The following is a 26,495-nucleotide window of genomic DNA, read 5'->3' as shown; positions in this document are numbered from 1 at the left end:
GCGCGGCGTGAACAAAGCTTAACTGGCGGGCCCCCAGGATGGCGATCTAATCGCCACTCCAGGTTTTGGTTTTGGGGCGCCCTCATGTTCAGCCGTCGCGCGTTGGTTTGCGCCTCCGCCGTTTCCACCGCGTTGTTCGGCGGCGCCGCCTCGGCGGAGACCCTGGCCGACGCCATCGCGCTCGCCTACCAGTCCAACCCGACCCTGCTGGTGCAGCGTGCCCAGCAGCGGGTGTTGGACGAGACCTATGTCCAGGCCCGCGCCGGCTGGCGTCCGAGCATCAGCGTCGGCGGCCAGGCCTACTGGTCGCGCACAGACTTCGGACATGAGAGCCTCAGCACCGCTGCGATCGGCAATGGCTCCACCGGCTCCAGCACCGGGCTGGGGAGCGGGTCCTCGACGATCGGCAGCGGCAGCACGACGCCGATCCCCACCGCCGGGCTGGGCGGCCACTATGAATACAACTACGGCTACGGCCAGATCACCGCGACCCAGCCCCTGTACACAGGCGGCAAGACGGCCGCGACCGTGGATGCGGCGGAGGCCACCGTGCTGGCCGGACGCCAGGGACTGCGCGGGGTGGAGACCACCCTGGTCCAGAACGTCGTCACCGCCTATGAGGACGTGCGCCGCGACCAGCAGATTCTGAAGATCCGCACCGACAACGCCGCCCTGTTGAGGGATCAGCTGAGCGAGACCCAGACCAAGTTCCAGGTCGGCCAGCTCAACCGCACCGACGTGGCCCAAGGCCAGGCCCAGCTCTCCTCCGCGGAGGCGCTGTTGGCCACCTCCAAGGCCCAGTTGCAGATCAGCCGGGCGGAATACACCGCGGTGGTTGGCCAGAACCCTGGCGAGCTCGCTTCCGAGCCTGCGCTCCCCGGCCTGCCGGCGACGGTCGACCAGGCCTTCGACGCGGCGGAGGCGGAAAGCCCCTCGCTGCTGCAGGCCCAGATCACCGAGCAGGCCTCGCGCTCCAAGATCGTCGCCGCCAAGGCCGCCAACCGGCCGACCGTGTCCGCCCAGGCCAGTTTCGGGGCGGAGGGGACGCTGGCGCCGTTCGGCGTGCGCGATTTCGACCGAGTGGTGTCGGGGGCGCTGGTCTACAGCCAGCCGATCTTCACCGGCGGGGTGAACAGCTCGCTGATCCGCCAGGCGATCGAGCAGAACGGCTCGGACCGCATCGCCATCGAAGGGGCGCGTCGTTCCATGGTTCAGGCGGTGGCCCAGGCCTGGAACACCATGCAGGGCGACAAGGCCAGCGTCATCTCCAACGTGCAGCAGGTCAGCGCCGCCGAGGTGGCCTACGAGGGGCTGCGCGAACAGTACCGGGTGGGGCTGTCCACCACCCTGGACGTGTTGATCCAGCAGCAGACCCTGGAGAACGCCCAGCTTTCCCTGGCCCAGGCCCGGCACGACGAATATGTCGCCGAGGCCGCCCTGCTGGCCGCCATGGGGCGGCTGGAGGTTTCGGACCTGGTGCGGGGTGTGCAGCTCTACGACCCGGCCAAGTCGTTCAACAAGGTCCGACACGCCGGTTCCACGCCCTGGGAGCCGCTGGTCGCCGCCATCGACATGGTGGGCGAGCCGGACCTGGGCGCCGAACGGCCGACAGTCCCATCGACGGTCGTTTCCGGCGACGTCGACATGGTCCCGGCCGACCGGCCGCCAGCCGCCAGCCAGCCCCTCTCCACCGTCCAGCCGACGACGCCGCTAGCCGATCCCGCGCCTTCGGACCCGCCGAAACGCCTTGGCGATCACCCGCCCGCGGAGCCTTTCTCGCCCCATGACTGACATGCGCCCGGAGCCGTTCGGGCGGCGCTCTCGCGAGGATGAACGGAACAGTCAGCTTGGGTTCAGCCTTTAGTCGGCGTATCGATAGCTGCAACCGTGATCGATGGGGAACGCATATGCCTTTATCCACCGCGCTAGTACGACCGACGATGTTGGCTGTCGCGCTCTGCATGGCGGGTTCACCCCTCGCCAGCGGCATGGCGGCCGCCCAGCAGCCCTCCTATGGCTATCCCGGCCAGGGCCAGCCGCCGCAGAACAACTATCCGCCCGGCGGCGACCAGGATCAGGACGGCGGGCCACCGCCTCCCGGCTATGGTCAGCAGCAACCGCCTCCGGGTTATGGCCAGCAGGCTCAGTACGGCCAGCAAGGCTACGCTCAACAAGGATATGGGCAGCAGGGCTACGGCCAGCAGCCGCCGCCTCCGCCGCAAGGCTACGATCAGCAGGGGTACGGCCAGCAACCCCCGCCGCCACCGCAGGGCTATGGCCAGCAAGGCTATGGCCAACCCGGCGACCAAGGACCGCCTCCGGGCTATGGTGGCGACCAGGGCGCGCCTCCGCCGCCGCCCGGCTACGATCCCAATGCGCCTGACGCCCAGAACGACCCGGCCCAGGACCAGCAATACGCCGCCGCTGCTCAAGACTGGGCGACCCAGAACTGCGTGAAGTCCGGCGGCAACGTCGCGGGCGGCGCCATCGTCGGCGGCGCGCTTGGCGCACTGCTGGGCTCGGGTCTGGCCGGACGTCACAGCCGTGGCACCGGCGCCCTGGCCGGGGCCGCGGGCGGCGCCATCCTGGGCGGTGCAGTCGCGGCGAACAGCGGCGGCGCCACCAGCCCCGGTTGTCCTCCGGGCTTCGTGGTCCGTGGCGGTGCGCCGGGCTTCGCCTATGGCGGCCCGGTGCTCTATGCGGCGCCTCCGGAGTACAACCCTTGGTACTTCTACGGTGGTCGTTGGCTGTACCGGCCTTATCCGTACCATAGCTGGTACGCCCGCCATCACTACCGCCGCTATTGATCGTCAACTGCGGGGAGGGGGCTTGCATTAGCCTCCCTCCCTGCGGTTAAGATCGTTCCATCCTATTGAGGGGGGACTGAGATGCGCGCTCTACTCGTGATCGCCGCCGCCACGGCCATGCTGGCCACCGGCGCCAACGCCCAGTTGTTCAAACCCAAGCCCAAGCCGGCCGCCGCAGCTGCGCCCGCGCCAGTTGCGAAGCCGGCATCCAAGCCGCTCTTCGGTGGCGTCAAGTCCACGCACACCTCGTCGACGGCCACGACCCACGACGGCAAGCCCCGCACCGCGGTTTCGCTGGACTGCTCCAAGCAGGCCGACGCCAAGGGCCTGCACGGCAACGACCGCAAGAAGTTCCGCTCGAGCTGCATGAAGGGCCACTAAGAGGTCTTAGGTTGAGCTTCGGCGCAGCGGGTTCTCTCGCTGCGCCGTTTCGCTAGAGGCTGGACCCGCGCCCACCTCCTGTGGCATCTAGCGCGACCTGTCGGAACGCCTCTTTGAAGCTGTCCGATCGGATCGCGGGCGTGGTGGAATTGGTAGACGCGCCGGACTCAAAATCCGGTTCCGCAAGGAGTGTCGGTTCGACCCCGACCGCCCGCACCACCTTCATTCGATTTGAAAACCGACGCTTCAGACGCGACCTAGCAGGGCGCGTGTCGCGGCGGCGACGTCCGCCTGGCGCATCAGGCTTTCCCCCACCAGCATCGCCTTGGCGCCGGCCCCTTGCAGGCGCGTCGCGTCGGCGTGGGTGAAGATGCCGCTTTCCGCCACCAGCAGAGCCCCCTGGGGCGCCAGAGGGGCCAGCCGCTCAGTCACCGCCAGATCGGTGACGAAGGTGCGCAGGTCCCGATTGTTGACCCCGAGCAGATGGGCGCCGAGTCGGGCGGCGCGGGTCATCTCGGCCTCGTCATGGATCTCCACCAGGGCGTCCATGCCGAACCGCGCCGCTTCGGCCAGGAGGTCGGCGGCCAGGGCGTCGTCCACCATGGCCAGGATCACCAGGATCGCGTCCGCGCCGAGCGCCCGGCTTTCCGCCACCTGCCATGGATCGACCAGGAAGTCCTTGCGCAGCACCGGCAGGGTCGTCGCCGCCCGCGCCTGCTGCAGATAGCTGTCAGCCCCCTGGAAGCTTGGCCCGTCGGTCAGCACCGACAGGCAGCTGGCGCCGCCCTCGGCGTAGGCTTGCGCCAGGGCCGGCGGGTCGAAGTCGGCGCGGATCAGGCCCTTGGATGGGCTGGCCTTCTTGATCTCGGCGATCAGGGCGAGGTGGAGCGCGTCGGTCAGGGCCTTGGCGAAGCCGCGCGGCGCCGAAGCGGCCTTGGCGGCGGCGTCCACATCGGCCTGGGACCGCGCGCGCTTGCGCTCGGCCACGTCGCTCCGCTTGTAGTCGGCGATCCGGGACAGGACGTCGGTCATGCGTGGGTTGTCTCGGGCGAAGCGTTGGTGAGGCGGACCAGCGTGTCCAGGGCGGCGCGGGCGCGGCCGTCGTCGATCGCCTGGGCGGCCAGCATGATGCCGTCCTCCAGTGTCTCCACCCGTTCGGCGACGAGGAAGGCCGCCGCCGCGTTCAACAGCGTCACGTCGCGATAGGGGCCGGGGCGGCCGTCCAGCAGGGCGGACAGGGCGCGGGCGTTCTCCATCGGGTCGCCGCCGCGCAGGTCGTCCAGGCTGGCCCGCTTGAGGCCCACGGCTTCTGGGGTGATGTTGAACAGGCGCACGCCGCCATCGCGCCACTCCACCACCTGGCTCGTGCCGGTGGTCGTCAGCTCGTCCAGGCCCGATCCGTGCACCACCCAGGCCCGCTCGCTGCCGAGCGCGCCCAGCACCCGAGCCAGCGGCTCGGTCAGGCGGGGATCGTAGACGCCCAGCACCTGCCGTTGCGCGCCCGCCGGATTGGACAGGGGGCCGAGCAGGTTGAACACGGTGCGGAAGCCCAGCTCCTGGCGCACGGGCATGACGTGGCGCATGGCCCCGTGGTGGGCGGGGGCGAACAGGAAGCAGATACCGGCCTGCTCCAGCGCCAGGCGGGACTGGTCGGCGGTGGCGGCGATATTGACCCCCAGCGCGCCCAACACGTCGGAGGAACCCGAGCGCGAGGACAGGGCGCGGGTGCCGTGCTTGGCCACCTTCAGCCCCCCGCCGGCGGCCACGAAGGCGGCGGCGGTGGAGATGTTGTAGGTGTGGCTCCCATCCCCGCCCGTGCCGCAGGTGTCGATCACCTGATAGCCGTGTTCGAGCATGGTGGCGGAGCGGCGCATGGCGCGGGCGCAGGCGGTGATCTCGCCCACCGTTTCGCCGCGCATGCGCATGGCGGTGACGGCGGCGGCGACCTGGGCGGGCGTCGGCTCGCCGCGCAGGCAGGCGGTGAAGAACAGCTCCGCATCCTGCTCCGATAGGGTCGCCCCATCGGCCAGCCGCGCCAGCAGGGGCCGGAACGCCTCAGACATCAGGCCGGAACCTTGGAAACCTTGACGCCGGCCGAGGTGAGGAAGTTGGCCAGCAGGCGATGGCCGCCTTCGGTGGCGATCGATTCGGGGTGGAACTGCACGCCCTGGATCGGGCGATAGGCGTGCCGCACGCCCATGATTTCGCCGTCTTCGGTCCAGGCGGTGACGTGCAGCGTGTTGGGCAGGCTTTCCGGCTCCACGGCCAGGCTGTGGTAACGGGTGGCGGTGAAGCCGTCCGCCAGGCCCTCGAACACGCCTTCGCCCCGGTGGCGGATCGGGCTGGTCTTGCCGTGCATCAGCTGTTTGGCCCGGATCACCTTGCCGCCGAAGGCCTGGCCGATGGCCTGGTGGCCGAGGCAGACGCCCAGGATCGGCAGGTCGTCCGGCGCTGCGGCCAGCAAGGGCAGGCATAGGCCCGCTTCATTGGGCGTGCAGGGACCGGGAGACAGCAGCACCGCGTCCGGGCGCATTTCGAGCGCTTCCTCGACGGAGAGGGCGTCGTTGCGGCGCACGACGGTTTCCGCTCCCAGCTCCTCGAGATAGTGCACGAGGTTGTAGGTGAAGCTGTCGTAGTTATCGATCACCAGGATCATGGTAGCCTGTTGGTGCTCCGAGGGCGGCTGGAGGGTCTTAAGCGGTGAACGGTCGCGGTGAAAGCCCGGTGGCTCAGCTTCGCGGTGAGACACGCCTCGTTAACCTCGCTCGGCGTTCTTAAGCGCTATGCTGAGTACGCCGAATCGCACTGTGAAGACGATGCCCTCACTAGATGAAGCTCGCGCCAAACTGATCGCCCCTGAGCGGCGCGAGCGTATCGTGCCCTTGCTCGCCGCCGCCGGCCTCGCCGCCATCAGCGCGCTCGCGCTGGCCGCCTCGGTGATCCTGGGACCGCCGCCGGGCCTCGAACGGACCCCGGCGACGTCGGCTTCGGTGCTTCACAGCCAAGGCTAGGCTCGGTCCGCCGGACTCGAGCGCTTCCCGGGCCGCTTGCACTTCAGCTCAGGCGAACCGCCAGGCTTCCTCCGCCGCCCGGCGCAGGGCGCCGGACTTGTGCAGGGTTTCTTCGTACTCGGCGTCGGGATCGGAATCCGCCACCACCCCGCCGCCGGCCTGGACGTACATGGTCGCGTCCTTGAACAGCGCCGTGCGCAGCAGGATGCAGGTGTCCACCTCGCCCATGACCGAGATGTAGCCCGCGGCGCCGGCATAGGTCATGCCGCGCTTTTCCGTCTCCAACTCGTCGATGATCTGCATCGCCCGCACCTTGGGCGCGCCTGACAGGGTGCCGGCGGGCAGGGCGGTGAGCAGCACGTCGACGGGGTCCAGGTCGCGGGGAGCGTCGCCCTCCACATTGGAGACGATGTGCATGACGTGGCTGTAGCGCTCGATGGAGAAGCTTTCGGTCACGCGTACACGGGGCTCGGTAGATCGGGATGGGGCGCCGGCGGTGTCGCCCAGCTTCACCGCGCGGCCGACATCGTTGCGGCCGAGATCCAGCAGCATCAGGTGCTCGGCGCGCTCCTTGGGATCGGCCAGCAGCTCCTTTTCCAGCGCGAGGTCCTGCTCGGGCGTCGCGCCGCGGGGCCGGGTGCCGGCGATGGGGCGGATGGTGACCTTGCCGTCGCGCAGCCGCACCAGGATTTCGGGACTGGAGCCGGCGAGTTGGAACGTGCCGAAGTCCAGGTAGAACATGAAGGGCGACGGGTTGAGCCGTCGCAGCGCCCGGTAACAGGCGAACGGCGAGAGGGTGAAGGGCGCGCGGAACCGCTGGCTTGGCACCACCTGGAAGATGTCGCCCGCCTCGATGTAGCGTTTCGCCCGCTCGACGATGTCGCGATAGGCCCCGCGGGTGATCGGCGAGGTCAGCGGTGTCTGGACGGCGGTGGGCTGCGACTTGCGGGCGGCGCGATTGCGATCCAGGGGACGCGCCAACTCGGCCTCGGCCTCGGCCAGACGCTCGAGGGCTGCGGCGTAGGCGGTCTCCGCCGACTCGGCCGAAGGGCGCACGGAGGTGACCAGCACGATCTCCTGGGCCACCGAATCGAACACCGCCACGATCGAGGGGCGGGTCATCACCGCGTCGGGCAGGCCCAGCGCATCGGTCTTGGCCGGACCCAGCGGTTCGGCTAGGCGGATCATGTCGTAGCCGAGCGCCCCGAACAGGCCCGCCGCCATGGGCGGCAGCTCGCTCGGCAGCTCGATGCGCGAGGTCTCCACCAGGCGGCGCAGGGACTCCAAGGCGGGCTTAGGTTCCGGCTGATAGTCGCCGGCCTCGATCCCGCCGTCGCGGGCGATCTCGGCGCGGTCGCCGTAGCAGCGCCAGACCAGGTCCGGCTTGAGGGTGATGATCGAATACCGGCCGCGCCAGGCGCCGCCCTCCACCGATTCGAACATGAAGGCGAAGGGCTTGCCCAGGCCGATCTTCAGGTAGGCGGAGACCGGCGTCTCCAGGTCGTCGATCAGACGGGTCCAGACCACCTGGGCCTCGCCCCGGCCATAGGCTTCGGCGAAGGCGGAGGCTTCTGGCTTCACGCTCAACGGCTTAGCGCTCCCGGGGTCTTCCACTCACTGCCCCTGGCTCGGCGCGCCCCCAAGCGCGGCGCGGGCGCGCTTGTAGTCGATCTTCGGCTTGACGATGTCGCGGGCGGCGGTGCGCAGGGCGGCGGCCAGGTCCTGGACCACGCTCTGGCTGGCTCCGCGACGCAGGTTGGCGGCGCTCTGGGAGACGTCCTTGCCGGACGCCGCCACCGGGCCCTGCACCTTGGCGACGAGCACGCCGACCTTCTTGACGTCGGGACCAGAAACCACTTCGCCGGGCTTGGCCTGGAAGACGCGCGAGAGCAGCTCGTTGCTGAAGGTCTGACCTGCCGCCTGGCGCTGCACGCCCACGCCATGGCCCAGCGTCGCGCCGGCGCCGGCCGCGGCCGCTTCCATGGTCTGGCCCTTCTTCACCTGGGCGACGATGGCGTCGGCCTTGGCTTGGAGGCGGGTCGTCAGGTCGCGCTGCATGTAATAGCGGGTGAGCATCGGCCGGATTTCGTCGAGCGGCGGAGGCGCGGGCGGGACGATCTTTTCCAGGTGCAGGGCGGCGTATTCGCCCTGGCCGAGGTCGACCAGGTCGGTGTCCGCGCCGGCGGCCAGTGCGAAGCCCGCCTGCAGCAGCTTGGGCGGCAGGGGGATGCGCTGGGGCTGGGCCGTCAGGCTCATGCCCTGGGCGGTGACGCCGGGCAGGGTCGCCGTCTCCACGCCTAAAGCCTTGGCGGCTTGGAGCATGGTGGAGCCGCCCGAGCGGGTGTCCTCGTACTTCTGCACCTGCTTGTCGATCGTGGCCTGGGCGGCGTCGTGCTTCACCTCGGCTTCGAGCTTGGCGCGCTGCTCCTCCAGCGTGGCGTTATGGCCGGGCGTGGTCTTGACCAGCTTCAGCACCGCCAGCCCCAGATCGCCCTGAACCGGGCCCTTCACGTCTCCGTCGGCCATGGCGAAGGCGACGTCGGCGATCTTACGGTCGGCGATCGCGGTCTTGGGGCTGTCGTTGTAGTTCAGCGGCTGGACGTTCAGGCTCTTGGCGATCAGCGTCGCGTCTTCGCCCTTCTTCAGCCGGGCGGCTACGGCGCCGGCCGAAGCGGCGTCATGCACGGGAATCTCGATCACGGTCCGCTTCTCCGGCGTGGACAGGCTGTCCTTCTCGAAGTCGAACCGCTTCTGCACCGCCGCGGGGTCGGCGGTGGTCTTGAGCACCTGTTGGGCCGTGCTGAAGCGCACCAGGGTGAAGACGCGCGCCTCCGGCCGGGCGAGGGCCTGGGCGTTCTGTTTGATGAAGGTGTTGAGCTGGACGTCGGTCGGCTGGGCGGGCAGGGGAACCGCGTTCGGCCCCAGCACGAAGTAGGAGAAGGTCCGGCCCTCGGCGGTGTAGGCGGCCTGCAGCGCCGAATAGAGCAGCGGCGCCCGCATCCCGGCGGCGACGCCCGAGACGAACTGGGTCTGGGCGAGCTGGTCGCGCAGCACGCCTTCGAACTCCGCGTCGGTCATGCCGATCTGCTGGACGAACTGTTCATAGGCCTGGCGGTCGAAGCGCCCGCTGACGGCGTTGAAGAAGCGCGGCGCCTTGCGGATTTCGTCGACGATCAGCTTGTCCGAGGGACGGACGCCCGAGCGGGTGAGGAATTCGGCAAAGGCTTCGTCGGCGGCGATCGAATCGGCGACCTGGCGATCGACGCCGTGGGCAAGGGCGTCCTGGGCCGTGATGGTTTGGCCGGATTGCTGATTGTACTGCTTCAGTTCGTCGTCGAACATCTGCTTGAAGCGGGCGCTGCTGACGCTGCGCGAGCCCGCCTGGATCACGTTATCGCCCTGCACGACGCTGTTGACGCCTCGCAGCGCGAAGGTCGCCAGGACGCTCGCCATCACGAGAAAGATCAGCACCTTGGCGACAGGCGATTTGGCCAGCGCGCGAAACTGAGACAGCATTGGAGCTTGGAACCTTCGAAGACCGAACCCGCCCTATAGGGGAGGGGTGCGGGCTGGAGCAAGGTCGGTCGTCTCGCCGCGTCAGCGTGACAGCAGCCTCGCCATGGCTTAGCAGCACTTGACCGGCCCCAACGCCGACCCCCGTCAACCGCCGCGAGACCCTGGATTTGAACGAGACGCCGCGAAAACTCGTCGCCGGAAACTGGAAGATGAACGGCGCGTCCTCCGCCCTGCACGAAGCGAAGGCGCTGTCGGAATCTTTGAGCGCGCAACCGGCCAACTGCCGCGTCGCGTTGTTTCCACCCGCCGTCTTGATCCATCGCATGGCCGAGGCCCTGGCCGGGGGCCCGGTGGCGGTCGGCGCCCAGGACTGCCATGTGGAGGTCTGCGGCGCCCACACTGGCGATCTCAGCGCCGAGATGCTGCACGAGGCCGGGGCCAGCATGGTCATCCTCGGCCACTCCGAACGGCGGACCAATCACCGCGAGAGCGACCAGGACATCGCCGCCAAGGTTTCGGCTGCGCTGCGGGCGGGGCTGGAGCCCATCGTCTGCGTCGGCGAAACCCTGGAGGAGCGCGAGGCGGGCGACGCCCTGGCCGTGATCGAAGCGCAGGTGCGCGCGTCCTTGCCGAAGGAATTGGCCGGAAAGCCGTTCGCGGTGGCCTATGAGCCGGTCTGGGCCATCGGCAGCGGCCAGACGCCGACCCTGGCGCAGGTGGAGGAGGTGCACGGCCTCATCCATCGCCTCCTGGCGGAAGGCTTCGGAGCGGCGAACACGACGCCGGTGCTCTATGGCGGGTCGGTCAAGCCCGGCAACGCGGCGGAACTGATGGCCGTGCCCGGCGTGGACGGCGCCCTGGTCGGCGGCGCCTCGCTCAAGGCCAAGGACTTCCTGCCGATCGTGCGCGCGACCTGAATTAGCGGCGCGCACGATCGCTGGCGGGGTTGGCTGGCTGGTCTCAGCCGCCCTTGCGTTCGAACGCGGCGCTGACGATCAGGGTCACGTCGTCGCCGATCACGCCGGCGTACTTGGTCACGCCGAAGTCGCTGCGCTTGAGATGGCCCGACACCTCGAAGCCGGCGATGTAGGAGATCCCGATCGGGTTGCGTCCGGCGCCGTTGAAGTGGACGTGCAGCGACACCGGCTTGGTGACGCCATGGAAGGTCAGGTCCCCGCTCACATCGGCTTCACCCGCGCCCGTCGGCCGCACCGAGGTCGAGTTGAAGGTGATGGTCGGGTACTTGGCTGCATCGAACCAGTCCCCGCTCTTCAGTTCGCCGTCGAGCGTCGCATTGGTGGTGCTGACGCTGGCGGTCGGAATGCTGACCTGGAGTTGGCTGGCCTCGGGATGGGCGGCGTCGAGCGTCAGCTTGCCGCTGGCTCCGGCGAAATCGCCGTACCAGGTGGTGAAACCCATGTGCGACACGCTGAACAGGACCCGGGTGTGATGAGGCTCGATGACATAGGAGCCGCCCTTGACCGCGGCGGGATCGGGATTGGCGGGACCGGCCTGGGTGGCGGAGGCGAGCGTCAGCAGGGCCAGGGCGCTCAGGACGGCTAGGGGCTTATGGTGGCTCATGGGTTGTCTCTTCATGGACGGTGGCCGCGGCGGCGACGATCCGTATAGAGCGCGCGGCCGAACCGGCTGCAACCCACGGCGTTGCAGTTGGCCGTCGGCTCTTTCGTCCCCTCGCTCTGGCGCCCTGCGGCGGTCGGTGTTACAGGGCGCGCTTGATCTGCGGCGCCCCACGCCGCATCTGTCGTTCTCCTTCATCGTGGATCGCGCTTCACGCCATGCTGCTCGGCTTTCTCCTCGTATTGCTGGTGCTTATCTGCATCGCCCTGACCACTGTGATCCTGCTTCAGCGATCCGAAGGTGGGGCGCTCGGCATGGGCGGCGGTCCCTCCGGTTTCATGTCCGCGCGTGGCGCGGGCGATCTGCTCACGCGCACCACCGGCATCCTGGCGGCGGCCTTCTTCGTGCTCTGCCTCCTGCTGACCATCCTGACCGGCCACATCCATAGCGGCGCCTCGGTGGTCGACCGGCTGAAGGTCGAGGGGCTGAGCCCGGACGCGCTCAATCATGCGATCCGGCCTGCGCCTGCGCCCGGAGCTGCCGCTCCCCCGCCGGCTTCGCAGTTCGACGCGCCGCGTCCCGAAGTGCACACGGCTCCGGCAACCGCTGGCGCCGCCGTCTCGCCGCCGACTTCGACATCCGGCGCCGGAACCCGTGGCGACGCCGCCAGCCAACTCGGCTATCAGCCCGCGCCGCAGACCACGCCCACGACTGCGCCCAACGCCGCCGCGCCCAAGCCTGCGCAGACCCCTTCCTCGAACGGACAAAGCGCGCCGAAGTGAGGAAGATGTCCGGCGACCGCGAATCAGCGGTAAGCTGAACGCCCATGGCCCGCTATATCTTCATCACCGGCGGCGTGGTGTCTTCGCTCGGCAAGGGGCTGGCGTCCGCGGCCCTTGGCGCACTGTTGCAAGCACGTGGCTACAAGGTCCGGCTGCGCAAGCTCGACCCGTACCTCAACGTCGACCCAGGGACGATGAGCCCCTATCAGCACGGCGAGGTGTTCGTCACCGACGACGGGGCCGAGACCGACCTCGACCTCGGCCACTACGAGCGCTTCACCGGCGTGTCCGCCACCCGTGGCGACAACATCACCACCGGCCAGATCTACAAGACCATCATCGAGAAGGAACGGCGAGGCGACTACCTCGGCGCCACCGTCCAGGTGATCCCCCACGTCACCAACGAGATCAAGAACTTCGTCCTGTCCGACGCCGGCGACGCTGACTTCGTGCTGGTGGAGATCGGCGGCACCGTGGGCGACATCGAGGGTCTGCCCTTCTTCGAGGCCATCCGCCAGCTTGGCCAGGAACTGCCGCGCGGCCACGCCGTGTTCGTGCACCTGACGCTGCTGCCTTTCGTCAAGACGGCCGGCGAGATGAAGACCAAGCCGACCCAGCACTCGGTGCGCGAGCTACGCGCCATCGGCATCCAGCCCGACATCCTGCTGTGCCGCTGCGAGCAGCCGATCCCGCCTGACGAGAAGCGCAAGATCGCCCTGTTCTGCAACGTACGCGAGACCGCCGTCATCCAGGCCATGGACAGCGCCAGCATCTACTCGGTGCCGCTGGACTATCATCACGAGGGCCTGGACACCGAGATCCTGTCCGCCTTCGGCATCCACGACGCGCCCAAGCCGAACCTGGAGCGCTGGCAGGATATCGCCGAGACGCTGGAGCATCCCGACGGCGAGGTCTCCATCGCCATCGTCGGCAAGTACACGGTGCTCAAGGACGCCTACAAATCCCTGATCGAGGCCCTGATCCACGGCGGCCTGGCCAACCGGGTCAAGGTCAATATCGACTGGGTCGAGTCGGAGGCCTTCGAGGGCGAGCCCGGCGCGGCGGCGGCGCGACTTGAGGGCGTGCACGCCATCCTGGTCCCCGGCGGCTTTGGCGAGCGGGGCGCGGAAGGCAAGATTCGGGCGGTCCAATTCGCCCGCGAGCACCGCGTGCCCTATTTCGGCATCTGCTTCGGCATGCAGATGGCGGTGATCGAGGCGGCGCGGAACGTGGGTGGCGTCGTCGGCGCCTCGTCCACCGAATTCGGCCCGACCGACGAGCCTGTGGTCGGCTTGATGACCGAGTGGGTTCGCGGCAACCAGGTCGAGCAGCGCACCCACGGCCACGACCTGGGCGGCTCCATGCGGCTCGGCGCCTATGACGCGGTGCTGACGCCCGGCTCCAAGGTCAGCGAGATCTATGGCGGCGCCGCCATCTCCGAGCGCCACCGCCACCGCTATGAGGTGAACATCGGCTATCGCCAGGTGATCGAGGGGGCGGGGTTGCGCTTCACCGGTTTGTCGCCGGACGGCGTGCTGCCCGAGATCGTCGAGCGCGAAGACCATCCCTGGTTCGTCGGCGTGCAGTTTCACCCCGAGCTGAAGAGTCGGCCGTTCCAGCCTCATCCCTTGTTCGCCAGTTTCGTGGCCGCCGCCCTGGAACAGAGCCGGTTTGTTTGAGCGGTCGGGTCGGCGCTAGGTGAGCGAGTCCATATCCGCCATTTGGATGTCCCGGCTCGCAGCCTTGATCGGTGTCTCTGCGATCTTCGCTGAGAGCTGGTACGCGACGCACAGCGTAAATTATTTCATCTTCGGCGCGGGTTGCCTGCTGTTCGCCCTCTGGATTCCCCTCGTTGGCTGGGTGATCGCAAGGCGGGGCGGCAAAGCTCTGTGGCACCTTTGGATCGCCATGCCGCTCCTGCTGGAAACGACCCTGCTCGGCTACCTCACCGTCGCTATCGCATTCTTCCACGGCAGCTGAATCCAACCCGCGATATCATTGGCGACGGAGCCGTCTTGCGCCGATCCACATCTTGCGGCATAAGCCACAGTTCAACGGCGGCTTCACGGCCGCCGATTCTATTTCCGTACGCTGACGCGTTCTGTCCTTCGACGAGACCTTCCCATGGCCGTTCCCAAGCGCAAAACCTCGCCCTCGCGGCGCAACATGCGGCGCTCGCACCACGCGCTGGAAGCCAACAGCTTCGTGGAAGACAAGGACACCGGCGAGATGCGCCGTCCGCACCACATCGACCTGAAGACCGGCATGTATCGCGGCCGTCAGGTGCTCAACATCAAGGAAGACTAGGTTTCCTGGTCTTTGCTGAACGCGACGCGGCTCCCGGGTCCCTCGGGAGCCGCAGTCGTATCTAAGCTGCTTCTCCAATCTTCGGAGCCCACCCCATGAACATCGACCTGTCCTCCAAGACGGTGCTGGTGACGGGCGGCGGCCGAGGCATTGGCGCTGCCGCGGTGCGCGCCTTCGTTGAAGCCGGGGCGACAGTGGGTCTGCACTATCGGGCCGACCATGCGGCGGCCTCCGCCCTCGCGAACGAACTCGGCGACAAGGTGGTGCTGCTCCAGGCCGACCTCGCCCAGGCCGAGGCGTGCGAGCGGCTCTGGCGCGAGGCGGTTGAGCGTCTCGGCCATGTGGACGTGCTGGTGAACAACGCCGGCGTCGCCGTGGGCTCGCCCAACGAACCGGATTCGCAGACCTGGCTTTCGGACTGGGAGCGGACCATGGCGGTGAACCTGACCGCGCCGGGCCTGCTGTGCCGGGCGGCCGTGGCCCACTTCAAGCCACGCGGCGGCGGCCGGATCATCAACATCAGCTCGCGAGCCGCCTTCCGGGGCGACCAGCCGGACTATCTGGCCTATGCGGCGTCCAAGGGGGGGCTGGTGGCCCTGACCCGCTCGCTGGCCCGTGGCTATGGCAAGGACGGGATCGCCGCCTTCATCGTGGCCCCGGGGTTCACTCGCACCGAGATGGCGCAGGACTTCATTGACCAGTACGGCGAGGACTACGCCGTCAACGACATCGCGCTCAGCCGGCTGACCGAGCCCAAGGACATCGCGCCGACCCTGGTGTTCCTGGCCAGCGGCCTGGCCGATCACGCCACCGGCGCCACCATCGACATCAACGCGGGCTCCTACGTGCACTAAGGCTTTAGCGGCAGACCTTGTCCAAGCCGGCGAAGATGGTCGCGTCCGGACGTGGCGGCACGGCCAAGCCTCTGGCCCTCATGGCGTCCTCGAGCGTATCGGGCCCCGGCGGGGCGGTCAGGTCCAGGTCGATCCGGTAGAAGGGATCGCGCTCCGCCTGCGGTAGGGTCACGAACTGAAAGCCGCGCGACCTGTACAGCTCCAGCAGGCGCGGCAGCATCCGGGCGTCGAACGCCCCGGCATGCATCAGCAACACGTAGGGAATGTCACGCCCGAACAGGGTCTGGGACATGCCCCTGTAGTAGCCGATACTTTCGACCGCGGCCGTCAGGTAGTCGTGCTCTAACCCCGCGATGGCCACCGTATCGCCCTTGGCCACGCAGCGCGCATAGGGATCATTGAAGGCGTAGTCGCTGAAACTCATCGTGACCTGGGCGATGCGGTATCCCTGGCTGGCCAGGAAGGCGCGCACGCCGGCGCGCTTCTCCGGCGTGTCGCCTTGGCTGAGGAAGGGGAAGCGGAACCAGCGCCAGTCCTGGCCGGGCATTTCCCGTTCCAGCACCGACCGGTTCTTCAGGACGTCGGCCTCGAACGCCTCCAGCGTATGGGTGTTCAGGTTCATGTGCGACCAGCTGTGGTCGCCGAGCGGAAAGCCTGCTGCGCGCCACGCCGGCAGGACCGAGCGGGAGGCCGGCTCCTCCACTTCGCGCACGCCGTTGACGAAGCCGTAGACCGGCGGCAGGCCTTGCGCCTTCAGGGTGGCGAGGAGGCTCTGGGCGATCTCCAGCCGTATCTGGCCGGCGGGAAGCGCGGCATGGGCCGGCAGATCGTCGAAGGTGAAGGCGATCTCCTGCGCGCGGGCCGACGTCGCCAGCAGGCCGAGCATGGCGAACCCGAACGCCAGCCCTCTTAGGCCGATCGAACGCGTCATGAGCTCACCTCGCGAACAGGGACAAACGGATAGCGTCGGCCATGGCCCGATAGCCGACGGCGGAAGGGTGCAGATGATCGCCGGAGTCGTAGCCAGTTCGGAGGCGATCCGGTTGCGCAGGGTCGCGCGCCATCGCGTCGAAGTCGATCACAGCGTCGAAATGGCCGGGCGCGCGAATCCAGGCGTTGACCCGCCGCCGGTCGGCCTCGTTGGCGGCGTCGGGGTGGTAGTAGGCCGAGCCTCCGAACGGCAGGATGGTGGCGCCGATGGCGCGTATCCCATGGGATCGGGCCTGTGCGACGATCTGGGCGTAGGCGGCCAGGATGTGCTCCACCAGGGCGTCGTGGGCTTGGGCGTTCGCGGGCGCTTCACGGGTCAGTGTGCCTAGATCGTTGACGCCTTCCAGCAGGATCAGGCTGCGCACGCCGCTCTGGACCAGCACGTCGCGGTCGAGCCGAGCCATGGCGTTGGGACCCAGCCCGTCCAGCAGCATCCGATTGCCGCCGATGCCTGCGTTCAGCACCCCGACCCCTCGCGTGGCGGCCGAGACCTGCAGCCGATGCGCCAGCACGTCGGGCCAGCGGTCGTTTCCGTTGGTGGTGGCGCCATGGCCATCGGTGATTGAGTCGCCCAGTGTCACGACGGATGAAGCGCCCGATCCGGCGGCGACGTCCACGCCGGAGAGCTGGAACCAGTGCTCGATCTTGCGCGCGTCGGGGAGATCGGGGGCCGAGACCTGGTCTCCGTGGACGAGGTAGGAGGTCGCTCGCGATCCGGGGTGGCTGGTCTGGCGAGCGGGCGCGGTGTCGATATGCAGGCTGACCGTCAGATTGGCTTGGGCCGGGAGGGCCATCACAACGGGGTCGGACCAGTATTCCGCACCGGCCGGCAAGGTGACATCGGTCGACCCGCTGAAGGTTAGGGGGTGATCCGAGGCTGCGTCGATGGCCGCCGTACCTGGAGCAAGCGCGCGGGCCACGTGGACCGAGGTGAGGTGGAGGGGCGTGGTTCCAAACGCATTGGATACCCGCACGCGCACCTTTGGGCCGCCTATCGAGAGGTGAACGACCTGGCGCAGGGTGGCGTCTTCCAGGTCCTGAGGGGCGAGCGCATTCTGATCTTCCGGGACTTGCTGCGAGGCGGCCCACGAGCCGACCCAATGCGTCGGAGCCGGCGCGGCGTTGGCGGTCGCGCCCGACATCGCGATCAGGAGGCATGCGCCGCCAGCCGCGAACTGGCTGATATGCGCCCAGGCGAGGCCTCTTCTTTCGGTCATCTCGTCCCCATGTCATTATTTTCGTTAGCGGTAACATTAGACTCAAACGGTCCCCGACCTCAACTCCGGCTTGCGCTTGGCCAGAGCTTATGCCGGAAACTGCTCGCCCCTCTCTGGGGCGTGCAGGCTGGCGGCGGCGGGGCGATCGGGAGTAGGCGTAACGGGTCATGCCGGTGGCGTGCACGATCCGGGAACGACCGAGGAACCGTCATGAGCCTTCTGTTCACGCCCATCACCCTTGGGGGCCTGACGCTGTCCAACCGGATGTCGGTCGCGCCGATGTGCCAGTACAGCGCCCGGGATGGCGTGCCCCAGCCTTGGCACAGCCAGCATCTGGGGACGATGGGCCTGTCGGGATGCGGACTGGTGACGTTGGAGGCGACCGCCGTCGAGCCGATCGGCCGGATCACGCCGGGCGACCTCGGTCTTTGGGACGACACCCAGGAACAGGTCCTCACCGAACTGCTTGAGGACCTGCGGACTTACAGCGATGCGGCCTTCGGCATTCAGCTCAGCCATGCCGGCCGCAAGGCCTCGTGCAACGCGCCTTGGGTCGATCGGGGACGTCCGCTTACGCCAGAGGAAGGTGCCTGGGAGACCTGTGGGCCCTCCGCCATCCCGTTCGACGAAGGCTGGCATACGCCCAGCGTCCTGGATCAGGCCGGCATGGCGCGGATTCGAGACGGCTTCGTCCAGTCCGCCCGCCGCGCCGACCGCGCCGGCTTCGAGCTGCTGGAGCTGCATGGCGCCCATGGCTACCTGCTGAGCGAGTTCCTCTCCGCCCTGGCCAACACCCGCGAGGACGCCTACGGCGGCAGCTTGGCCAACCGGATGCGCTTCCCGCTGGAGATCGCCGCCGCCGTGCGCGAGGTCTGGCCCAGGTCCAAGGCGCTGGGCGTGCGGCTCAACGGGTCCGACTGGGTGGAGGGCGGCGTCGTCCCGGAAGACGCCGCCGCGTTCAGCCGTGAACTCAGGGAGCTCGGCTTCGACTTCGTGCATGTCAGCAGCGGCGGCCTGGCGGCCCACGCCAAGATCCCCGGCGCCCAGCCCGGCTATCAGGTCCCATTCGCCCAGGCGGTGAGGGCGGCCGTACCCGATATCGCCGTGATCGCGGTGGGCATGATCACCGAACCGCGCCAGGCCGAGGAGATCGTATCCTCCGGCCAGGCCGACATGATCGCGCTCGCCCGCGCGGTGCTGGACGATCCCCGCTGGGGCTGGCGTGCGGCGGAGCAGCTCGGCGCCCCATCGCACATTCCGGTCCAGTACGAACGCGCCGGCAAGAAGACCTGGGCCGGCTACACCTACGCCCACCACGAACTGAGCTGAGCAGCCGCTCCTATTTCAGCTGCTCCTCCAGGAACTTGACCGTCGCCGTATCGGCCTTGAGCCAGCTCTCGCGGCGCAGGAAGCCGTGAATTTCGTTGGGGATGACCATCTCCTCGAACGGGGTGTGTTGGGCGGCCAGCCGCTGGGCCAGGTCGACGGTCTGGTGGAACGGCACGTTGCGGTCATCGTCGCCCTGGATCAGCAGCACCGGCGAGCGCCAGGTCGCCACATCGGCGTCGGGCGACGACTGGAAGGCCAGCTTCATCGCCTCGTCCCAGTCGCCCTTCTCGTATCGGCCGTCGGGCAGGCCGCGCTCCTTGACCAGCAGGGCCGACCAGTCGTGCACCCCGTGCATGTCCACCCCGGCCTTGAACACGTCCGAATTGCGCGATAGCGCCAGGCCCGTCAGGTAGCCGCCGTAGGAGCCGCCCCAGATGCCGATCTTGGCCGGGTTCACCCCATGCACCTGTTGCAGGAACTTCGCGCCGGCCTGGACGTCCTGGTATTCCGCAGCCCCCGCCGCGCCGGCGTGCAGGGCGTGCTCGAAGGCCTGGCCGTAGCCGATCCCCAGCCGGTAGTTGATCGACAGCACCGTGAAGCCGTGGTTGGCCAGATACTGGTTCACCGCATAGGCGTTGGCGTAATAGTCCATGTAGTGCCAGCCCAGCACCATCTGCCGCTTGGGCCCGCCGTGGACGAAGATCACGCCGGGCTTGGGCGCCCCGCCGTCGTCGCGCTGGAATAGCTGGCCCTGCACCACCTGGCCGTCGGCGGCCTTGAAGCTCACCAGCTTGGGGACCACCAGCGCCTGGGTGGGGAAGTCCGCCGGGACGCCCGACGCCACCTCGCGCCGCCCGTGGCCGGCCATATCGACGGAGGCGACCGTTGCAGGCGCCCTGGGGCCGGCGGTGATGAAGGCGACGCTGTCCTCGCCCGCGATGGCCGGGTTGGTCTCGACGCCGTCGCCCGAGGTCAACGGCGAGGGCGCGGCCCGGTCGACCGGAACGCGGAACAGGTGACGGCGGTCGTCGTCGCCGGGCGCGGCGCCGGTGTTGGCGCTGTAGACCAGGAAGCGGTGGTCGCGGCTCGGGACCACGTCCTCGACCATGAAGGGGCCGGGCGTCAGCAGCAGGGGCGCGCCGCCTGCGGCGGGGATCGAGTACATGTGTGGCCAGTCGTCGAGATCGGCCATGAACACCAGCCGGTCGCCCACCGCCCAGGCCAGGTTCGCCCGCCCCGCGATGTCGGGATAGGAGCCGGCCAGGGTGTCGGGGCTCTTCCACACCAGATGACCTTCGCCGCCGCTCACGCTTGCGGTCCAGATCGACCAGGGCCGGGGCTTCTGGGTCAGCATCGGTTCCGGCGGGCCGCCCGCGCCTGGGCTGCGGGTGAAGGCGATGCGGGTCCCGTCCGACGACCAGGCCGGTGCGGAGTCGCGCCCGGTCGACGGCGCCAGATAGGTCAGGGGCTGGTCCTTGCCGACGAACACCCCGATGAAGGCGTGGTCTCCGCGCCGGGATTCGAAGGCTAGGCGCGTCCCGTCCGGCGACCAGACCAGCTTGGCGTCCTTGCCGCGATCGAAGAACAGGCGTTCGGGCTTGCCGGCTGCTTCCTTGCCTATCCCGTCCTTGCCTGCGCCATCCTTGGTCATGCCGTCGAGCGAAGCGGTCCAGACCTGATCGTCCTTCACATAGGCCAGCCGGCCCTTGGCGGAGAGGGCGGGCGCATCGCCCTCGGCCACCTTCACCGGCGCGCCACCGGGCAGGGCAATGGACCAGATGGTCACCTTCGGCTGTTCGGGGTCGGCCGTGGGGTCGGGATCGAGGTGGCCGTCCGCGGGCCAGTTGGCGTCATGGTCGCCGCCGCGCACATAGACCAGGCGGCCGCCGTCCGGGGTGAAGCTGAGCTGGGTCAGCTCCTGACCGTCGTCCTCGGTGTAGTGGGTGAGCTGGCGCGGGGTGAACTTCGGGCCGTCCGCCGTCCAGACGTTGCGCACGCCGTTGACGTCCTGGACCCAGGCGATCCTGTCTGCCCGCTCCGCCGCTGTCAGGTCGCTGACATAGGGATAGCTCAGCACCTGCTTGAGGGTGAAGCCACCCTCCGCCGCTGCCGAGGGCGAAGCCGACATCGGCAGGATGGACGCGAGGATTGCGACGTAAGCCGCCCGCACAGGCTTGATGATCACGTAAGGCCCCAAGATCGCCGCGCTTATGCGCAGAACAGCGGAGCCGACAGTCAGTGGCGGTTACAACCCTGTCAAACAGAAGGTTATCCCTGTGCGCCCTTCGCCAATCGGATAGCGGCGCGGCGCATAAGAATTAGACGAGCCGAGGCGACGGGTGGTGGGAGATGCGCTCAGCAGGCCTCTTGCAGAACGGGGATCGCCTCCACCGACGCGGGGATTTCCACCAGCTTCGGCGCGGCGATTTCGGCGTAGCCTGGAATCGCCGCCTCGAGCTGCTGCAGCAACGGGCCGGTCGGCCCGTCGTTGAGGAAGTGGTCGGCGCCCGGTGCAATGGAGAAGCGCAGGCCGCCCTTGTTCCACCGGTTGAGCGTCTGGGCCACCTGAAGCGGCGCGAAGTCGTCGCGGTCGCCGTGGACGGAGTGCAGCGGCATGGCCAGCCGCTTCAGCGCGGACCGCATCCGGCGCAGCTGCCGCCGCTGGCCCTTCACCTCGGTGATGGCGTTGCGCAGGTCGCGCGGGATGACCGGCCAGCAGCGGGCGCCCAGCTCGACCAGCAATCGCGCGGTCGGGCCCAGTTCGCCGAAAAAGCCGGAGAGCAGCAGCAGAGAGTCGACCCGATCCGGGTGGTTGGCCGCCATCAGGGTGGCGATGGCGGCGCCGTAGGACTGGCCGACCAACAGCACCCTTTGACCGGGAACCGGGTCCAGCAAGGGGGCCAACGCCTTTGCCTGCACGGTGATGTCGGGCACGCAGACCTCGGGCTCGGAACAGGCGAAGCCCGGCCGGTCCACCACCACCATCTCGCGGTTGAAAGGCAGGTCCGCCATCGCCGGAGACCAGTATTCCGCCCAGGATGGCGCGCCGGTGATCACCACGATCCGCCAGGGCGCCGGCGTCAGGCGCGGGGTGCGCAGGGCGGACAGGGTCCAGGGATAGCCGCCGCCGGCCGGGAAACTGAAACGCTCCACCACATCGGGCGAATATTCCTGGCTGACCGGAAGATGCTCGCGTCGGTTACCATGGCCGCACGACCATGCCGCGTAGCCCATCTGTAGTATTCCGCGGGGACGATGACGCGCACTCACCCTTGAACCTCCATAGTCAAGGTCGGAACGCAGAACATAGGCATGGGTTCGGTTAAGCTTGGCTTTATCGTAAACTTGTCCGGGTGCGGCGCGACTTCGGCGCCACAGGGTGAGGGAGGGGTTTCACTCAGAATCCCAGCGCCACCCCGCCATAGACGGTGCGGCCCGGCGCGGGCTCGATACCGTCCTGGAACGCGCGCGAGTAATAACGAACGTCGCCGAGATTGGAGACGCCGCCGAGCAACCGCACCTTGCCGGTCAGATACCAGTCGCCCGCGATGTCCAGCACCGTGTAGCCGGGGATCTTGGCCGGGACGAAGCCGTCGCCGGTGTTGGCCGACTGGTCGCTGTCCTGGAAGAACTGGGAGCTGACCGACACCCCGGTCAGGCTGACGCTGTAGCGGTGGTCCTCGCGCCAGGTCACGCCGTACTTGCCGAGCGCATGCGGGGCGTAGGCGGGTGTCTTGCCGACCTGGCCGAGAAGGTCGCTATGGGTGAAGCGGGCGTCCAGCAGCTGCAGGTTGGCGAACACGCTGAAGTGCCGTCCGTCCGGATGGGCCGCCAGGAAATCGTAGGAGATCTCGCCCTCGAAGCCCCGGTTGCGGGTGTCGCCGGTGTTCTGGTCCAACGTGTCGATATTGTTCAGCGCGATGGTCTCGATGCGGTTGTCCAGGTCGATCCAGAACAGGTCCGCATCGTAGAACAGCCCGGTCAGGGGTGTGCCATGCACCCCGCCTTCGTAGGTCACCGACTTGGACGGATCGGACAGGTTGCGCGGCAGGGTGTTGGTGAAGGGCGACGCCACGTCGAGGAACCCGATCGGTCGCCAGCCCTGGGTGACGCTGAAATAGGTCTCGTTCTGACGACCGAAATCGTTGCCGACGCCGATACCGAACAGCGGGACATTGCGGTTGGCGTTCGCGTTCAGCAGCGGGCGGGTCAGGGTAGGGGGAATGATGGACTCGTCCACCGACACCTCCTCGTGCTCCAGCCGCACCGAAGGCACGAGGTGGAAGCGGTAGGGCAGCCGCCAGACGTTCTCGGCGAAGATCGACTCGTAGTTCGAGGACCGCGCCTGGCGCAGGCGCGCAGTCCCGTCGTGATCGTCGCGCGGCGCCAGCAGGTCGTCGCCGATCCACTGCCGGAAGGGCGCGTCGTCGTGGTAGATATCGACCCCCACGGTGAAGGCGTCGCCCTTCCCGTAGCGCTTGCGCAGCCGCAGGTCCGCACCCTCGCTACGATACAGTTGGTCCTGCAAGGTTGTGGTCGCCGGTGCGACGCCCGCGACGTCGTCGGCGGCGGAGCGGCTGGCCAGGTCCTGGTAGGCGATGAACGCCTTGCCCTCGAAATGCCAGCCATCGCCGAAGTCGCGCTCGTGGGTCAGCACCGCGGAATAGCGGCTGACCCAGTCCTCGTTGTCGGGTGTGGGCGAGAACGACGGATCGCGCTTGAACTGGGCGTAGCCGATCCGCCCCGGATCGCCCGCCCGCGCATCATAGGCGTGCAAGTCCAGCGCCCAGAGCTGCTGCGCATCCGGCCGATAGCCGATGTAGAGGTCGCCCTGGCGCACGTCGCTCTGGGCGTTCTGGCGCTCCCCGTCGGAATGCACGTAGCCGAAGCTGGTGCGGAACTCGAACGGGCCGCGGGTCCCCTCGATCACGTTGTAGGTCGAATAGAGCCCGTCGCTCCCACCGACCTGCTCGCTATAGCCGGTCAGCGGCTCGCCGGGCTTGGGGCGCTTGGAGACGAAGTTGATCGCCGGCGTGGCGTCGGGCCCGTAGGTGAGGCTGGAGCCGCCTCGCAACTCCTCCACCTGGCTGATCCCCTGGGGCAGGGGCAGGTAGTTCAGGGTCGGCGACCCGATCCAGTCGGTGGTGATGGGCACGCCGTCCTGCAGCACCAGGACGTAGCCCGACGCCTGCGGATTGCCGAGGCCCCGGTAGCCCAGGTTGACCTGGGTCGGCGTCTGCTGCTCGCTGACCAGGACGCCCGGAGAATGCACGAACACCTGCTGTAGGTCGTTGGCGACGACGGTGGGTTGCTGATCCAGCTTGGTGACGTTGGTTTTCTTGGTGACGGTGATCTTGGTCCCGGCCACCTCGGCCATGATGTGGTCGAGCTTGGCCGGCGTGTCGTCGTGCTTGGAGGCGGTGACCTGCACCGGGGAGACGGCGACAGCTCTGCGGGGTTTGGATGCGGGCCCGCCCGGCTTGTCGGAGGATGCAGTCGACTGGGCCTGCGCCGCGCTCGTGCAGATGGCGAGGGCGCCCAATCCCAGCAGGGCGCTTCGACGCTTCGACATGAAAAATCCCCGGGCGTGGCGAGACGTCGTCGTCATGCGCCGCGTCCATCCTAAAACGTCACGGTTTCACCTTGAAAGGGGCGACGCGGCGTTTGTCCAGAACCGTGACCTTGTCGGCCCGCGCGGCGGGGAGCGGCTATCGGCGCCCGTGCCGGCTTCAGGAGCCTGAACGCTCGAACGCCCCGGTCGCCAACGGCCCGCTGAAATCGATCACGCACATGGCGCGATAGGCCCGGTGCGGCCCGCAGGCGACGCCGGCGAAGCGCAGGTATGGGTCGAACACGTCGGCGCGATGGCCGCGGTTACGCACCCCGTCGTCGACCACGAAGGCGCGCACCACCCCCTCGGCCGTGGTCTCGCCATAGGCGATGCTTTCCGCGACCACGCCGCGCATCGGGCCGTAGCGGCGCACGCGGTCGGCGGGGGATGCGCCGTTGGAGCTGATGTGGCCGACCAGCCCACGCGGCCCCTGGTCCTGCACCTGGTCGGTCGCGGCGCGGGCCAGCAGCGCTGACGAGGTCAGGGCGGGAAGCGGCTTCTGGCGCTCTAGGAAGACGATCGCCTCGTCCACCGCGGCCACGCCTTCATTGGTCATGCGGTCGCCGTAGCCCTGCGGATTGTGCAGCAACCGGCCCTCGAACAGCCCGCGATACCGGCGCAGGGTCTGGGCGAAGGCGGCAGGATGGGCGCGCACGTCATTGATCTCCGCTAGCACCTCGCGGTCCATGTCCGGCCGCTCCTGGGCTTGAGCGTGTAGGGCGGGGACGAGGGCGAGCAGCAAGCCCGCGAAGGGCGAAAGGCGTAGATGGCGCATGGTCTCGCCTATGCGGCAAGCTTTGAGGCGAGAGGTTGGCGGAGGGGGCGCGGCCTTTTAGTGCGCAGCCGAAACAAATGGGCTGGATGCGTGCTGGGCGCGAAACAGCTTGCCGCGTTCGGCGTAGAGCACGGCCCCCAAGGCCCCGATCCCGCAGACCAGATAACCGACGGGAATGGGGGTCGCTGTCCCGTGGAACTGCTGGCCGATGAAATAGCCGATCAGCGAGGCCCCGATCATGCTGATGAAGCCCTGCAGTGAAGAAGCTGCGCCGGCGATGTGGCCCATTTTCTCCATGGCCATGGCGTTGAAGTTGCCCGAGGTCAGGCCGAAGGTGAACATGGTGGCGGCCTGCAATGCGGCGAAGATCACCAGGGTCTCGTGGCCGCTGATCGCGATGGCGGTGTGGATGGCGGCGAGGACGATGTAGGCCAACAGGGCCGAGTGCGACAGCGCCCGCATCCCCAGCCGCCCCACCAGCCGCGCGTTCAGCAGCGAGGCCAGGGCGATGAAGCTGGCGGCGATGGCGAACACCACGGTGAACAGGTTCGCTGCCTTGAAGGCGTCCGCGAACACCTGCTCGGACGAGTTGATGAAGCCCAGCAGGCCCCCGAACACCAGGGTCTGGGCCAGGGTGTAGCCAATGGCTTCCCGCGTCGTCAGGGTGATGCGGAAGGCTCGCAGGATGCGCGACGCCTCAATGGGGGTGCGATCCTCCGGATGCAGGGTTTCGGGCAGCTTGAAGCTGGCCCAGACCAGCACCGCGGTTCCCATGGCCGCCAGGGCGCCGAAGATCCATGGCCAGGGCGCCACCAGCACGATCGCTTGGCCGAGCGTCGGCGCTAGCACCGGCACACCCATGAACACCATCGACGACAACGACATCACCCGCGCCATGTCGCGCCCGGAATAGCAGTCGCGCACGATGGAGACCGGCAGTACCCGGGTGGCGGCGGCGCCGATGCCTTGCAGCACGCGGGCGGCCAGCAGCAGTTCGAACGAACGCGACAGCGCCGCCGTCAGGCTGAACACGATGTACAGGCCAAGTCCGACCAGCAGCACGGGGCGGCGGCCGAACCGGTCGGCCAGCGAGCCGTAGATGATCTGGGCGCCGCCAAAGCCCAGCATGTAGCAGGTGATGATCAGCTGGCGCTTGTTCTCGTCCGACACCCCCAGCGCGCCGGCGATGGCGGGCAGGTTGGGCAGCATGGAGTCGATGCCGAGCGCGCCCAGCGCCATCATCGCCGCGATCAGCAGCACGAACGGGACGAAGCCCATGCCGTGGGCGGCGGCTGACGGGGCGGCGGAGTTCGAGGACATCGACGCTTTCGGGCTGG

Annotated in this window: 24 protein-coding genes and 1 tRNA gene; 12 read left to right on the top strand and 13 right to left on the bottom strand. The window is 68.4% G+C overall.

Annotated features, from left to right (window positions below):
• The first annotated feature begins 84 nt into the window (after window positions 1-84).
• The 4 genes from GSQ87_RS10005 (at window position 85) to GSQ87_RS09990 (ending at window position 3,407) form a co-directional block, all read left to right on the top strand.
• Complete coding sequence (locus GSQ87_RS10005; RefSeq protein ID WP_158915310.1) at window positions 85-1,791, top strand: TolC family outer membrane protein; 1,707 nt, start codon at window positions 85-87, stop codon at window positions 1,789-1,791.
• 170 nt (window positions 1,792-1,961) lie between these two features.
• Complete coding sequence (locus GSQ87_RS22460) at window positions 1,962-2,807, top strand: hypothetical protein (protein WP_216839196.1); 846 nt, start codon at window positions 1,962-1,964, stop codon at window positions 2,805-2,807.
• An 81-nt stretch (window positions 2,808-2,888) separates the two neighbouring features.
• On the top strand, window positions 2,889-3,188 hold the full coding sequence (locus GSQ87_RS09995; RefSeq protein ID WP_216839195.1) for a PsiF family protein: 300 nt from the start codon (window positions 2,889-2,891) through the stop codon (window positions 3,186-3,188).
• A gap of 134 nt (window positions 3,189-3,322) precedes the next feature.
• Window positions 3,323-3,407, top strand: a tRNA-Leu gene (locus GSQ87_RS09990).
• Between the two features lie 27 nt (window positions 3,408-3,434).
• Here the strand turns inward: GSQ87_RS09990 and trpC are convergent.
• From trpC to GSQ87_RS09975, 3 genes are read right to left on the bottom strand one after another with little or no spacing between them, the layout of a single operon-like run.
• Entirely contained in the window at window positions 3,435-4,220 is a 786-nt protein-coding gene (trpC, locus tag GSQ87_RS09985; protein WP_158915309.1) for an indole-3-glycerol phosphate synthase TrpC, read from the bottom strand.
• Window positions 4,217-5,251 (bottom strand): anthranilate phosphoribosyltransferase, encoded by a 1,035-nt coding sequence (gene trpD, locus GSQ87_RS09980; protein WP_158915308.1) that lies wholly within the window; start codon window positions 5,249-5,251, stop codon window positions 4,217-4,219. The genes trpC and trpD overlap by 4 nt, the downstream gene beginning before the upstream one ends.
• Window positions 5,251-5,844 (bottom strand): aminodeoxychorismate/anthranilate synthase component II, encoded by a 594-nt coding sequence (locus tag GSQ87_RS09975; protein ID WP_158915307.1) that lies wholly within the window; start codon window positions 5,842-5,844, stop codon window positions 5,251-5,253. The genes trpD and GSQ87_RS09975 overlap by 1 nt, the downstream gene beginning before the upstream one ends.
• Window positions 5,845-6,004: 160 nt before the next feature.
• Between GSQ87_RS09975 and GSQ87_RS09970 the strand changes: the two genes are divergently transcribed.
• On the top strand, window positions 6,005-6,199 hold the full coding sequence (locus GSQ87_RS09970; RefSeq protein WP_158915306.1) for a hypothetical protein: 195 nt from the start codon (window positions 6,005-6,007) through the stop codon (window positions 6,197-6,199).
• A gap of 48 nt (window positions 6,200-6,247) precedes the next feature.
• Here GSQ87_RS09970 and trpE read toward each other — a convergent pair whose 3' ends face one another.
• A complete protein-coding gene (gene trpE / locus GSQ87_RS09965; RefSeq protein ID WP_158915305.1) occupies window positions 6,248-7,786 on the bottom strand; it encodes an anthranilate synthase component I in 1,539 nt (512 codons plus the stop codon).
• Window positions 7,787-7,813: 27 nt separating this feature from the next.
• Complete coding sequence (locus tag GSQ87_RS09960; RefSeq protein WP_158915304.1) at window positions 7,814-9,715, bottom strand: peptidylprolyl isomerase; 1,902 nt, start codon at window positions 9,713-9,715, stop codon at window positions 7,814-7,816.
• 209 nt (window positions 9,716-9,924) lie between these two features.
• Between GSQ87_RS09960 and tpiA the strand changes: the two genes are divergently transcribed.
• Window positions 9,925-10,632, top strand: coding sequence for a triose-phosphate isomerase (gene tpiA / locus GSQ87_RS09955; protein ID WP_158915303.1), 708 nt, complete (start codon window positions 9,925-9,927; stop codon window positions 10,630-10,632).
• A 43-nt stretch (window positions 10,633-10,675) separates the two neighbouring features.
• Here the strand turns inward: tpiA and GSQ87_RS09950 are convergent, their stop codons facing one another.
• Entirely contained in the window at window positions 10,676-11,296 is a 621-nt protein-coding gene (locus GSQ87_RS09950; protein WP_158915302.1) for a YceI family protein, read from the bottom strand.
• Window positions 11,297-11,511: 215 nt separating this feature from the next.
• Here GSQ87_RS09950 and secG point away from each other — a divergent pair, with 215 nt between their 5' ends.
• The 5 genes from secG to GSQ87_RS09925 all read left to right on the top strand — a co-directional run bounded on the left by secG (window position 11,512) and on the right by GSQ87_RS09925 (window position 15,236).
• Window positions 11,512-12,075 carry a preprotein translocase subunit SecG gene (gene secG / locus GSQ87_RS09945; RefSeq protein WP_158915301.1) on the top strand — a complete coding sequence of 188 codons (564 nt, stop codon included), beginning with the start codon at window positions 11,512-11,514 and terminating at the stop codon, window positions 12,073-12,075.
• Window positions 12,076-12,119: 44 nt separating this feature from the next.
• Window positions 12,120-13,754, top strand: a complete 1,635-nt coding sequence (locus GSQ87_RS09940) for a CTP synthase (RefSeq protein ID WP_158915300.1) — start codon at window positions 12,120-12,122, stop codon at window positions 13,752-13,754.
• Between the two features lie 19 nt (window positions 13,755-13,773).
• Complete coding sequence (locus tag GSQ87_RS09935; RefSeq protein WP_158915299.1) at window positions 13,774-14,055, top strand: hypothetical protein; 282 nt, start codon at window positions 13,774-13,776, stop codon at window positions 14,053-14,055.
• Window positions 14,056-14,199: 144 nt separating this feature from the next.
• Complete coding sequence (gene rpmF / locus GSQ87_RS09930; protein ID WP_158915298.1) at window positions 14,200-14,382, top strand: 50S ribosomal protein L32; 183 nt, start codon at window positions 14,200-14,202, stop codon at window positions 14,380-14,382.
• 95 nt (window positions 14,383-14,477) lie between these two features.
• On the top strand, window positions 14,478-15,236 hold the full coding sequence (locus tag GSQ87_RS09925; protein ID WP_158915297.1) for an SDR family NAD(P)-dependent oxidoreductase: 759 nt from the start codon (window positions 14,478-14,480) through the stop codon (window positions 15,234-15,236).
• A gap of 4 nt (window positions 15,237-15,240) precedes the next feature.
• On the opposite strand, the gene GSQ87_RS09920 is transcribed toward GSQ87_RS09925, so the two are convergent.
• Entirely contained in the window at window positions 15,241-16,167 is a 927-nt protein-coding gene (locus tag GSQ87_RS09920) for a polysaccharide deacetylase family protein (protein WP_254062866.1), read from the bottom strand.
• A 4-nt stretch (window positions 16,168-16,171) separates the two neighbouring features.
• Entirely contained in the window at window positions 16,172-17,443 is a 1,272-nt protein-coding gene (locus GSQ87_RS09915) for an SGNH/GDSL hydrolase family protein (protein ID WP_254062865.1), read from the bottom strand.
• Window positions 17,444-17,653: 210 nt separating this feature from the next.
• Here GSQ87_RS09915 and GSQ87_RS09910 point away from each other — a divergent pair, with 210 nt between their 5' ends.
• Entirely contained in the window at window positions 17,654-18,772 is a 1,119-nt protein-coding gene (locus tag GSQ87_RS09910) for an NADH:flavin oxidoreductase/NADH oxidase (protein WP_158915296.1), read from the top strand.
• A gap of 10 nt (window positions 18,773-18,782) precedes the next feature.
• Here GSQ87_RS09910 and GSQ87_RS09905 read toward each other — a convergent pair whose 3' ends face one another.
• From GSQ87_RS09905 to GSQ87_RS09885, 5 genes are all read right to left on the bottom strand, one after another.
• Complete coding sequence (locus GSQ87_RS09905) at window positions 18,783-20,957, bottom strand: prolyl oligopeptidase family serine peptidase (protein ID WP_216839193.1); 2,175 nt, start codon at window positions 20,955-20,957, stop codon at window positions 18,783-18,785.
• A gap of 170 nt (window positions 20,958-21,127) precedes the next feature.
• Window positions 21,128-22,006, bottom strand: a complete 879-nt coding sequence (locus tag GSQ87_RS09900; protein ID WP_158915295.1) for an alpha/beta fold hydrolase — start codon at window positions 22,004-22,006, stop codon at window positions 21,128-21,130.
• A gap of 163 nt (window positions 22,007-22,169) precedes the next feature.
• Window positions 22,170-24,344, bottom strand: coding sequence for a TonB-dependent receptor domain-containing protein (locus tag GSQ87_RS09895; protein ID WP_158915294.1), 2,175 nt, complete (start codon window positions 24,342-24,344; stop codon window positions 22,170-22,172).
• Window positions 24,345-24,501: 157 nt separating this feature from the next.
• Entirely contained in the window at window positions 24,502-25,158 is a 657-nt protein-coding gene (locus GSQ87_RS09890) for a CAP domain-containing protein (protein ID WP_158915293.1), read from the bottom strand.
• A gap of 57 nt (window positions 25,159-25,215) precedes the next feature.
• Complete coding sequence (locus GSQ87_RS09885; protein WP_254062864.1) at window positions 25,216-26,478, bottom strand: multidrug effflux MFS transporter; 1,263 nt, start codon at window positions 26,476-26,478, stop codon at window positions 25,216-25,218.
• Window positions 26,479-26,495 lie beyond the last annotated feature (17 nt).

Source organism: Caulobacter sp. S45 (assembly GCF_009765965.1).
In the GTDB taxonomy this organism is placed as follows: domain Bacteria; phylum Pseudomonadota; class Alphaproteobacteria; order Caulobacterales; family Caulobacteraceae; genus CAHJWH01.
This window is presented reverse-complemented; position numbering and strand designations above follow the sequence as displayed.